The organism is Bradyrhizobium sp. (assembly GCF_049586575.1).
Classification (GTDB): domain Bacteria; phylum Pseudomonadota; class Alphaproteobacteria; order Rhizobiales; family Xanthobacteraceae; genus Bradyrhizobium.
Map to the genome: position 1 here is coordinate 1 of NZ_JBAVCF010000303.1, position 11,894 is coordinate 11,894.

Consider the following 11,894-nt stretch of genomic DNA (forward strand, 5'->3'; position numbering starts at 1 on the left):
GCCAGATCCGGTGCAGGAAGCCTTCATCGCCGAGCAGGCCGCGCAATGCGGCTACTGTCTCAACGGCATGATCATGACGACCAAGGCGCTGCTCGCGCGCAATCCGCATCCGACCGAGACCGAGGCGATGGAAGCGTTGCGCTACAATCTTTGCCGCTGTGGCGCGCATGTCGAGATCATCCGCGCGGTGATGCGGGCGGCCGGCGCGCCTGCGGAGGCCCAAGGTTGATGGGTGGGCTGATGGGCACATCCGACTCCGCGGAGGGTCGCGAACATCACGCAGGGATGCTGGAAGTCACGCGCCCGGCCTTGGTGGACACGAAGAGCCCGTTTGAAACATTCATCCGGATCACCGCGGACGGCTCGGTCACGGCCTTTAACGGCCATGTCGATCTCGGCACCGGTATTCGCACCGCGCTCGGGCAGATTGTCGCCGAAGAACTGGACGTGTCCTTTGCGCGCGTCGTCGTGGTGCTCGGCGATACCTCGCGTGTTCCCGATCAGGGGCCGACGATCGCGAGCGAAACCATCCAGATTTCCGCAGTGCCGCTCCGCAGGGCGGCGGCGCAGGCACGGCAATTCCTGATCGCGCGCGCGGCCGGGCGGCTCGAGCTTCCGCCCGAAGAACTTGCGGTCGAAGATGGGCTCGTGCGCGGACATAACCGCAGCATCAGCTACGGCGAACTGATCGGCGACGACATCATCCGCCTCGAACTCGCCGATGAAGTCGAAGTCAAATCCACCGATGCCTACCGCATCGTCGGCCAGTCGGTGCCACGCGTCGATCTCGCGGCCAAGGCGACCGGCGAGCTTGTTTATGTGCATGATATTCGCGTCCCCGGCATGCTCCACGGACGCGTGGTGCGCCCACCCTATGCCGGCGTCGACGGTGGCGACTTTGTCGGCACCAGCCTGCTCGACGTCGATGAATCCTCGGTGCGGGATATTCCCGGCCTTGTTGCCGTGGTGCGGATCGCCGATTTCGTCGGCGTGGTCGCCGAGCGCGAGGAAAATGCGATCAAGGCCGCCTCGCAGCTCGGCCTGACCTGGAAAAAGGTACCGGCGCTGCCGGACCTCGGAGACATCGAGACGGCGCTGCGCGCCAATCCATCGACGCCGCGAACCCTGATCGACAAAGGCGATATTGACGCGGCGCTCAAGCAGGCGGCCAAACCGATCGAGCGTACTTATATCTGGCCTTACCAGATGCACGCCTCGATCGGCCCCTCCTGCGCGGTGGCCGACTTTCGCGACGATCAGGTCCGCGTGTGGTCCGGCTCGCAAAATCCGCACATGCTGCGCGGCGATCTGGCGCTTCTGTTGCGGCGGCCGGAATCCGACATCGACATCATCCGCATGGAAGCAGCCGGCTGCTATGGCCGCAACTGCGCGGATGACGTCTGCGCCGACGCGGTACTGCTGTCGCGCGCGGTCGGCCGTCCGGTCCGCGTGCAATTGACGCGCGAACAGGAGCACCTCTGGGAGCCGAAAGGCACCGCGCAGCTGATCGACGTCAGGGGCGGATTGAATGCCGATGGCGGCGTCGCGGGTTACGATTTCGCAACCCGCTATCCCTCCAATCTCGCGCCGACGCTGGCGCTGCTTCTGACCGGCACCATCTCGTCCGTGCCGGCCGTCTCCGAGATGGGCGATCGCACCGCGATCCCGCCCTACGATTACGAGAACCTGCGCGTGGTGGCGCATGACATGCCGCCGATCCTGCGGGCGTCCTGGTTGCGCGGCGTGTCGGCGCTCCCGAATACGTTCGCGCATGAATCCTATATCGACGAACTCGCCACCGAAGCGGGCGTCGATCCGATCGAATATCGCCTGCGCTACCTGAAAGACCCGCGCGCGGTCGACCTCATCCAGGCGGTCGCCGACCGCGCCGACTGGAAGCCGCGCCCAGTGCGGCAGGAGCGCGGCGAAGGCGATATCGCGCATGGCCGCGGCTTTGCCTACGCGCTTTATGTCCACAGCAAATTTCCCGGCTATGCCGCGGCGTGGTCGGCCTGGATTGCGGATGTCGCGGTCGACAAGGCAACCGGCGATGTCAGCGTGACGCGGGTGATCGCGGGCCAGGATTCCGGGTTGATGATCAATCCGGATGGCGTACGCCATCAGATTCAGGGCAACGTCATTCAGTCGACCAGCCGCGCGCTGATGGAGGAGGTTTCGTTCAGCGGTCGCTCAATCGCGAGCCGCGAATGGGGCGCTTATCCCATCATCCAGTTTCCGGAAATTCCTGACATCGACGTGTTGATGCTGCCACGCGTCGATCAGCCGCCGCTCGGCGTTGGTGAATCCGCCTCCGTTCCGAGCGCGGCCGCGATCGCCAATGCCATCTTTGACGCCACCGGCGTGCGCTTTCGCGAACCGCCGTTCACGCCCGAACGTATTCTGGCTGGACTACGCGGCGGTCAAACCCCGCACCACGACGCCCTCCCCGCGCCAAAGGGCCCGGCGGTTACGGATTCAAGCCGATGGCCCAATCCGTTTGCCCGGCGACGTGGCGTCCTTGCGACCGCCACAGCACTCGTGGCCGGCGGCATCGGCATCGCCGCAGCGCTGTTGCCATGGCGATCGATCGCGCCGATTGCCCCGCCGGATGCGTCGGTGTTTTCGGCAGCAACCATCGAACGCGGCCGGCAACTCGCCGCGCTCGGCGACTGCGCGACCTGTCACACGTTGATCAACGGTGTTCTCAACGCCGGCGGCCGGCCGATCGATACACCGTTCGGTATCATCTACAGCACCAACATCACGTCCGATGTCGAGACCGGGATCGGCAACTGGTCGTATCCGGCTTTCGAGCGGGCCATGCGCGAGGGCATCCATCGCGACGGCCGGCATCTCTACCCGGCATTTCCCTACACGCATTTTGCAAAAGCCAGCGATGCCGATTTGCAGGCGCTCTACGCTTTCCTGATGGCGCAAGCCCCGGTGCGCCACGAAAATCGCGCACCCGCCCTCACCTTCCCCTTCAACTGGAGGCCCTTACTCGCTGGCTGGAATGCGCTTTTCCATTCCGCCGATACCTTCTCACCCGACCCGATGAAATCGGCCATCTGGAATCGCGGCGCGTATCTGATCGAAGGCCTCGGCCATTGCGGCGCCTGCCATTCGCCGCGCAACGCTTTGGGGGCGGAAAAGACCAACGCTTATCTCGCGGGCGGTCTTGCCGAGGGCTGGGAAGCGCCGCCGCTGACTTCGCTTTCGCAGGCGCCTATCGCCTGGAGCGAGGATGAGCTCTTCAGCTACCTGAGGACAGGCTATTCGCACTTCCATGGTGTTGCGGCAGGTCCCATGGCGCCTGTCGTGAAAGACCTCAAGGCGCTCCCGGACGAAGATATCCGCGCCATGGCAATCTACCTTGCCTCCTTCCAGGGCACGTCCGCTAATATATCCGGTCAGAAGACGTTGGCCGAAAGCCTCGAAAGCAAAACCGGCACACGCATCGTCGCGGCCTCGCCGGTCGGCCAGCGCTTTTACGAGGGTGCCTGCGCCGTCTGTCACGAGGTTGGCGGTCCGCCTTTGTTCGGCAGCCGGCCGTCGCTGGCGCTCAACACCAATTTGCACGCCGCCGCCCCCGACAATCTGATCCAGGTGATCCTGCACGGCATCATGGAGCCGGTTTCGAGCGATCTCGGCTACATGCCAGCTTTCAAGGACCACCTCTCCGACGACCAGCTAGCCGAGCTCGTGACCTATCTCCGGCAGCAATTTGCGCCGCAAAAGCCGGCCTGGACGGGGGTTCGGGACGCCATCATGCGTATCCGGCAAGGCAACGCCGGCTGAAACCCACTGGTTGCAGGGCTTTCCGCGAGCTACACTTCCATTATGACAGTTACAGACATCGCGACCCGGACCTACAATCACGGCTGGCGGCTCGATCCGATCGTGCGCAGCCTGCTGGATACCGATTTCTACAAGCTGTTGATGGTGCAAATGATCCGGGATTGTTACCCGGACCAGCGGGTGACCTTTTCGGTCATCAACCGCAGCAAGCATGTCCGGCTCGCCGAGGTCATCGACGAAGGGGAGCTGCGGGCGCAGCTCGACCACGCGCGTACGATCCGTTTCAGCAAGAAGGAGCTGATCTGGCTTGCCGGTAATACGTTCTACGGCAAGACGCAGATGTTCTCGCCCGATTTCATCGACTACCTGACGACCTTTCGCCTTCCCGAATACGAACTGAAAAAGGTCGATGGTCAGTACGAGCTGAATTTCTACGGCCCGTGGACGCATACCACGATGTGGGAAATTCCGGCGCTCTCCATTCTCAACGAACTGCGCTCGCGCCAGGTGACGAAGGGACAGGGCCGGTTTGCGCTCGACGTGCTTTATGCGCGCGCCAAAGCCAAGCTCTGGAGCAAGGTGGAGCGGCTGCGAAAGCTCGACGATTTGCGCCTGTCGGACTTCGGCACGCGGCGGCGCCATGGCTTCCTGTGGCAGCGCTGGTGTGTGGAAGCTGTCAAGGAGGGACTGGGTGAGTCCTTCACCGGCACGTCCAACGTGTTGCTCGCTATGGACAGCGATCTCGAGGCCATCGGCACCAACGCGCACGAACTGCCGATGGTCGCAGCCGCGCTCGCAAACGACGACAATGAACTGCGCTGGGCGCCCTACCGCATTCTCGATCAATGGCGTCACACCTATGGCGGCAACCTGCTGATCGCGCTGCCCGATGCCTTCGGCACCAAGGCCTTTCTGCGCGACGCACCGGAATGGGTTGCGGACTGGACCGGCTTTCGCCCAGACAGCGCGCCACCGATCGCCGCCGGCGAAGAAATCATCACCTGGTGGAAGCAGAAGGGACAAAACCCGAAGGAAAAACTTCTGGTCTTTTCTGACGCCATGGACGTCGAATCGATCGAGGAAATTCACAAGCATTTCGCCGGCCGCGTCCGCATCAGCTTCGGCTGGGGCACCAACCTCACCAACGACTTTGTCGGCTGCACGCCGAACGGTTCGGTCGATCTCGATCCGATCTCAATCGTTTGCAAGGTCACTTCCGTCGATGGCCGGCCCGCGGTCAAGCTCTCGGACAATCCGGAAAAAGCCACCGGCATACCCAGCGAGGTCGAGCGTTACCTGCGCATATTCGGCAATGCCGGGCGGGTCCGCGCGCCGGTGCATGTCTAAAACAAAAATCTTTCTTCGTTTGCACGAGCACCCGCATGCCCGCACCCAAGCCGCCCGCTTTTGAAACCCTGAGTCTGCACGCCGGACAACGGCCCGATCCCACGACCGGCGCGCGCGCCGTGCCGATTTATCAGACGACGTCTTACGTCTTCGAGGATTCCGATCACGCCGCCGCGCTGTTCAACCTGGAGCGCGCCGGCCACATCTACACGCGGATTTCAAATCCGACCACGGCCGTGCTGGAAGAGCGGATTGCCGCGCTGGAGTCCGGGGTTGGCGCGATTGCGACCGCGAGCGGCATGGCCGCGCTTCATCTGGCAATCGCTACGCTGCTCAATGCCGGCGACCATATCGTGGCCTCCGCCTCGCTCTATGGCGGCAGCATCAACCTGCTGGCGCACACCCTGCCCCGCTTCGGCATTACCACCACATTCGTGAAGCCGCGCGCGCTCGATGAATTCCGCGCAGCGATCCGCCCCGATACGCGCCTCGTCATTGGCGAGACCATCGGCAATCCCGGGCTCGAAGTATTGGATATTCCAGCTATCGCCCAAATCGCCCATGAGGCGAAAATTCCGCTTTTGATCGACAACACCTTTGCCACCCCGTTTCTCAGCCGGCCGATCGAACTCGGCGCGGATATCGTGATGAACTCGGCGACCAAGTGGCTCGGCGGCCACGGCATCGCCATTGGCGGCGTGATCGTCGATGGCGGCCGGTTCGACTGGCACGCTTCCGGCAAATTTCCGGTTCTGACCGAACCCTATGCCGGCTATCACGGCATCATCTTCGACGAGCAGTTCGGCCAGGCCGCTTTCATCATGCGCGCCCGCACCGAAGGCTTGCGCGATTTCGGCGCGTGCCTGTCGCCGATGAACGCTTTCCAGCTCCTGCAAGGCATCGAGACGCTCGGCGTTCGCATGGAACGGCACATGAGCAACACGCTCGCGGTGCTCGAATTCCTGAAATTCAACAAGGCCGTCGACTGGGTTCTTCACCCCTCGCTGGAAGACCACCCCGATCATGCGCTCGCCAAAAAACTCCTGCCGCGCGGCGCCGGTTCGATCGTCTCTTTCGGCATCAAGGGCGGTCGCGCCGCCGGCAAGAAGTTCATCGAAGCGCTCAAGCTGATCAGCCATCTCGCCAATGTCGGCGACGCCAAGACGCTGGTGATTCATCCTGCCAGCACCACGCATCAGCAGATGGATGCCGCCCAGCTTAAATCCGCAGGGATCGGCGAGGAATTGGTGCGGTTGTCGGTCGGCATCGAGGCGGCATCCGATATCCTCGACGATCTCGGCCAGGCGCTGCGAGCTTCGCAGAAGGGTTGAACCATGCAGCTTCCAGTGAACGGGATCGATACCTTCGTGGCGACCGGCGGCCAACCCTTCGATCCGTCGCTGCCCGTCGTCGTTTTGTTGCACGGCGCCGGATTCGATCATTCAACCTGGGCGCTGCATAGCCGCTGGTTCGCCTATCACGGCCACGCGGTACTCGCGCCCGACCTGCCCGGCCATGGCCGCTCGCTGGGCCGGCCGCTGCCGACGATCGGCGACATGGCGAACTGGACCGTGGCATTGCTTGATGCAGCCGGCGTGTCGAAAGCCAGACTCGTCGGTCATTCCATGGGCTCGCTGATCGCGCTTGAGACCGCGGCGCAGCATCCGGACAAAGTGTCCGGCTTAAGCCTGATCGGGACCGCAGCGGCAATGACGGTCGGGCCCGATCTCCTGAAGGCCGCCGAGGCCAACGACCCCGCCGCGATAGACATGGTTTCGATCTGGGGGCTTGGCTTCAAGGCCGAACTCGGCGGCAGCCTCGCGCCGGGTCTTTGGATGCACCAGGGCGCCCAGCGCGTGCTGCAACGATGCGCTCCCGGCGTGCTCTATAGCGATCTCAACGCCTGCAACAGTTATCAGAACGCGATTGCCGCGGCGGCGCAAATCAAGGTGCCGGTGACGTTCATCCTCGGCGAGCGAGACATGATGACACCTGCCAAAGCTGGCAAGACGCTCGCCGCAGCAACACCAAATGCCCGCACGGTGGTGCTACCGGGCGCTGGCCACATGATGATGGTGGAGCAGCCGGATCAACTGCTCGCGGCGCTGCAATCGTAACTGCTTTTTCCGTCACGTCGCGCCGGACCCACCCACCACGATCCGCTCATTCAGCTTCTGGTCGACGATGTCGACCGTGTGGTCGATCTCGGCATTGGGCAGGCCGAGCTGATGCGAGATCAACTTCACCAGAAGATCGACCCGCTCGATAAAAGGAGCTCCGCTGGCCACCGCCCGGGCAGCCGATGAGGGTTTGAGAAGGCTTTGCGCCGCTTTGGCATATTTCTCGAAGGGAACCTGATCCTGCGGATCGGCGCCAAGGCGCCGGGCGACAGCGTCAACGTGGTCGTAGATCGCCTGCGAAAGTTTCAGGTCGCTGTGGACGGCGTCGCGGATGGACCGCGGGTCTTGCAGCGTGATGCAGCGATAGTTCCCGGTCAACAGCATCGACCATTTGGCCAGAGGCACGAACAGCGAGTCGAACACCTTAAGCTTGACCGGAACGTCATGACCATCCAGCGTCACCGCGTCGATGCCAGCTTCGAGCTCACGAAGCACCTTGTTGTGCTGTTCGTCCGCAAAGATTGACGCCTTGAAGTTTGTCGGCAGGCCGACATGAAGGACATTGGCGGCCTCCTCCGGCGGGCGGAACGCCTGCGGATCGGGCGAGCAGAGCGACACCAGCCCCGGCTCGAACCGCTCCCAGACCTGCGCGTTGGTGTAGGCTTCCTCAAGCTCCATACCTGCCAGCGACGGAATCCGTTGGAGATAGGGCAAAGGCGGCATGTTCATGATCGAAAGACAAGGCAGCTTCGCTACTGCGATTTTGACCATCAGGACACGAACCGTGTGGTTGGTGTATTGCGGCTCCTGCATCGCAAGGCAAACCAGATCGTAGCGGGAGACATCGACTTCACCGGGCGTGACCGCGTCGAGCGTTCCGGGCAGGTCGCGCGAGAAGATCGCCCGGTGTACCGCCTCGTCGCGAAGCTTGATGCGAACCTCGGTGCCGTCGCGATTGATGAGTTCGGCGGTCTTTTTCCGGCAAACGAGCGTCACGTTGTGACCCGCCATCAATAGCTTCGTGCCCAGCAAGGAGCCGTAGGAGGCTCCAAGAATCAGAATATTGCGCGCCATGCTCTCTCTTTCAAAGTCGATGCTGGAAATTTCGCCAGCGTCTCCACCTTGCCGAGAATTTCTCTCAGGGATGATGATGGGAGATCGCACGGAGCAAGCCAGGCTAGAAACGCACTGGAACAGCTCTCTTTGGCAAATCGCGTCGTGTTTAGCGCAGACAAGCGGACCTGACAATCTCGTACAATTGTGACAAGCGCTGTACTCGTTGTGACAAACCCGCCGCTGGTCTCAACAGCGTCTTTGGCCGGCGGAATATTTCGCGTGTCTCGAACAACGCGACTAGGTCTGTTCGGCTTCCGTCGGCGGCTGTCGGGGTTCGCTGGACGTCTCTCGTCCGAGAAAATAGCTCTGTAGCGCCGGCACGACCACCAGCAACAAGACCGGCCCGATCAGCATTCCCCCCACGATCACCGTCGCCAGCGGCCGTTGCACCTGGCTGCCGATTCCGGTTGAGAGCGCAGCCGGGAGCAGACCGATGCAAGCGGAGAGAGTCATCATCAGAATTGGCCGCATCTGCTGGTCGACCGCGCGGAACATGGCCTCGGCAGGAGCGAGACCCTGGCCGGCCACGCGATAATAGCCATGGATGATGAGAATGCCGCTCATCACGGACACGCCGAACAGCGAGACAAATCCGATCGCGGCCGAGATGCTGAAGTTCAAACCGAAGACATACAATCCAAGAATGCCGCCGCTGACCGCAAAAGGAAGCCCAAGCAGCGCCAACAGGCTGTCGCGGAACGAATTGAACAGTCCGTAGAGCAGCACCATGATCAGGACGAATGTAATGGGTAGAATAACGGCCAGCCGTTTCTTGGCCTGTTGCAGCCACTCGAACTCTCCGGCCCAGTCGATGCGATAACCGGCCGGCAGCTTCACATTGCGGATAATGCGCCGCTGGGCTTCCTCGACGGCGCCGGCAAGGTCGCGGCCCCTGACACTGAATTTGATCGGCACAAAGCGCTGGTTGCGCTCGCGAAAGATATAGGAGGCGCCGGTGTCGAGCGTGATGTTGGCAAAATCGCTGAAAGGAATATGCGCGATTCCAGCAGGCGTTTGAACGCCGACCTTGATATTTTTCACCTCATCAATATTGTTGCGAAATTCGGGCGCCAGCCGCACGACGACGCCGAACTGGCGTTCCGCTTCCAGAATGGTGGTCGCTACCGTTCCGCCTAACGCGGCCTGAACGACGTTATTGGCGTCACCGACATTGAGCCCATAACGCGCCGCCTTCTCGCGATCGATTCGGATGTTCAGATTGGGCTGCCCGAGCACCCAGAAGGCACCGAGGTCGGTAATTCCCGGAACCTGAGCCATCTCGGCCATCGCCTCCTTGGCGATCTTCTCCAGCGTGGCGAGGTCGGGCCCGACAATCTTGATGGAGTTCGCGCCTTTGACGCCCGAGAGTCCTTCCTCGACATTGTCCTGGATGTATTGCGAAAAATTGAAATTGATGCCGACGAATTCGCTGGAAAATTCCGCCTGCAATTCGTCGACAAGCTTCTCTTTGGTCAGCCCGGCCGGCCATTCCTCGAACGGTTTCAGCGGCACGAAAAACTCCGCATTGAAGAAGCCCGCCGCATCGCTCCCGTTGTCAGGACGGCCATGTTGCGAGACCACCGTGATGACTTCAGGATGGCGCAGCAGAATTTCCCGTATCCGATTTACGATCGGCATTCCCGCTTCGAGCGACAGCGTCGGCGGCATCGACGCGCGAATCCACAAGTTCCCCTCTTCGAGCGTCGGCAGGAACTCGCTGCCGAGGCGTGAACCGAGGAATCCGCAGATACCGAGGAAAACCAGCCCAGCCGCAATCGTGATCGGCCTGTTGTTCAGCGACCAGCGCAGCACGGGAGTGTAGACGCTACGCAACGCCCGCACGACGATGGTCTCGACCTCGCTGACGTGCGCCGGCAACAGCAGCGATGCCAGACATGGTGTCACAGTGAACGTCGCCGCGAGCGCTCCCACCAGGGCATAAGCGTAGGTTCGGGCCATCGGGCCAAAGATCTGGCCTTCGACCCCCTGCATGGTGAACAGCGGGATAAATGCCGCGACGATGATCGCGGTGGAGAACAACACGGCTCGGTCGACCTGCAAACCGCTGATCAGGATAAGCCGCAACCGATCGGTCCATGTGGGATTGCTTGATGGACTTCCAGCGTCCGTCGGATCGGGGCCCCACTTCTTCTCGGCGAGTTGATTCAGCAATTCTTCCTTCCCTTCGGGACTGGACTGAAGATTGCGATAGACGTTCTCGACCAGAATGACGGCAGAATCGACGATGATGCCGAAGTCGACGGCGCCGACCGACAGGAGGTTTGCGTCTTCGCCACGCAGCACAAGGATGATGATGCTGAAGAACAGCGCGAAGGGAACATTGGCGCCGACAATGACGGCGCTGCGCAGGTCGCCGAGAAACAGCCACTGAACGGCGAAAATGAGCAAAACGCCAAAGATGAGGTTGTGCAGCACCGTGCTCGTGGTAACGCCGACGAGCGCGGTGCGATCGTAGAACGGAACCAGTTTCACCCCCGGCGGAAGGCTTCCATCAGTGTTGATCTTCTCGATTTCCGAACGCACGCGCGCGACAACGTCATTGGTGTGCAGCGTCCGATTCATGATGACGATCGCCGCGACAACATCCTCCGAGTGGTCCCGACCCGCCTTGCCTAGCCGTGGCGCATAACCCACCGTGACTTTGGCAACGTCCTTCACGAACAACGGCAAGCCTTGCGACTCGGAAAGCAGGACGTTCTCGATGTCCTGGACCTTGTAGCCCTGGGTCAAATCGGCGGCGCCCCCGGTGTCCATGAGCCCAACACCCCGGACATTCACCGACTGCTGTCCCACGTTGATGGTACGGCCACCGACGTTGACATTGGCGTTGCCGATGGCGCTGATCACCTGCGGCAGCGTCAGGCCGTAGGCTTCAAGTTTTCGCGGGTCGACCTCGACGTCATACTCCTTGGTCGTGCCGCCCCAGGTATTGACCTGTACGACACCGGGCACGGCAAGAAGCCGCCGCTGCAATATCCAGTCCTGGACGGTGCGCAGGTTGCTCAACCCGAAGTGCGGTGGCCCGACCACCTCATAGCGGTAGATCTCGCCGACCAGGCTGGTCGCCTGGATTTGGGGCGTGACGTTGCCGGGGAGACTGACGTTCTGCTGGAGATTGATGGCTGTCTGCGTGAGCGCGAAATAGTAATCGACGTTGTACTGGAACACGACGCGGACAAAGGACAGGCCATAGAACGAGGTCGAGCGAATGACATCGACGCCGGGCGTCGCGGCAAGGCCGACCTCGATCGGAATGGTGAAGTAGCGCTCCATCTCCTCGGCGGAGAGGCCCGGAGACTGCGCCGTGATTTCCAGAATCACCGGAGCTGGATTGGGATAGGCCTCGATATTGAGCCGCGAAAACGCGAACGTGCCCGCGCCAATAAATAGCAGCAGGCCCAACAGGACCAGCGGCCGCCGGGTCAAAGCGAAGGTGAGAAGCCCCTTAAGCAGAGAGTGCCTCCGAATCCGAGTCTTGCGCCGCCATTTAAC

7 protein-coding genes are annotated in these 11,894 nt (G+C 61.9%); 5 read left to right on the forward strand and 2 right to left on the reverse strand.

The window, feature by feature from the left end:
• From WB528_RS11760 to WB528_RS11780, 5 genes are all read left to right on the forward strand, one after another.
• Nucleotides 1-229: (2Fe-2S)-binding protein (locus WB528_RS11760; protein ID WP_423888584.1), on the forward strand; the 229-nt coding region annotated here is incomplete at its 5' end.
• 11 nt (nt 230-240) lie between these two features.
• Entirely contained in the window at nt 241-3,798 is a 3,558-nt protein-coding gene (locus tag WB528_RS11765) for a molybdopterin cofactor-binding domain-containing protein (RefSeq protein ID WP_423888585.1), read from the forward strand.
• Nucleotides 3,799-3,840: 42 nt separating this feature from the next.
• Nucleotides 3,841-5,145, forward strand: a complete 1,305-nt coding sequence (pncB, locus tag WB528_RS11770) for a nicotinate phosphoribosyltransferase (RefSeq protein ID WP_423888586.1) — start codon at nt 3,841-3,843, stop codon at nt 5,143-5,145.
• Nucleotides 5,146-5,180: 35 nt separating this feature from the next.
• Nucleotides 5,181-6,476, forward strand: a complete 1,296-nt coding sequence (locus WB528_RS11775; RefSeq protein WP_423888587.1) for an O-acetylhomoserine aminocarboxypropyltransferase — start codon at nt 5,181-5,183, stop codon at nt 6,474-6,476.
• Nucleotides 6,477-6,479: 3 nt separating this feature from the next.
• Nucleotides 6,480-7,262, forward strand: coding sequence for an alpha/beta fold hydrolase (locus WB528_RS11780; protein ID WP_423888588.1), 783 nt, complete (start codon nt 6,480-6,482; stop codon nt 7,260-7,262).
• Nucleotides 7,263-7,274: 12 nt separating this feature from the next.
• On the opposite strand, the gene WB528_RS11785 is transcribed toward WB528_RS11780, so the two are convergent.
• Entirely contained in the window at nt 7,275-8,339 is a 1,065-nt protein-coding gene (locus WB528_RS11785; protein ID WP_423888589.1) for a ketopantoate reductase family protein, read from the reverse strand.
• A 279-nt stretch (nt 8,340-8,618) separates the two neighbouring features.
• Nucleotides 8,619-11,855 (reverse strand): efflux RND transporter permease subunit, encoded by a 3,237-nt coding sequence (locus WB528_RS11790; protein WP_423888590.1) that lies wholly within the window; start codon nt 11,853-11,855, stop codon nt 8,619-8,621.
• Nucleotides 11,856-11,894 lie beyond the last annotated feature (39 nt).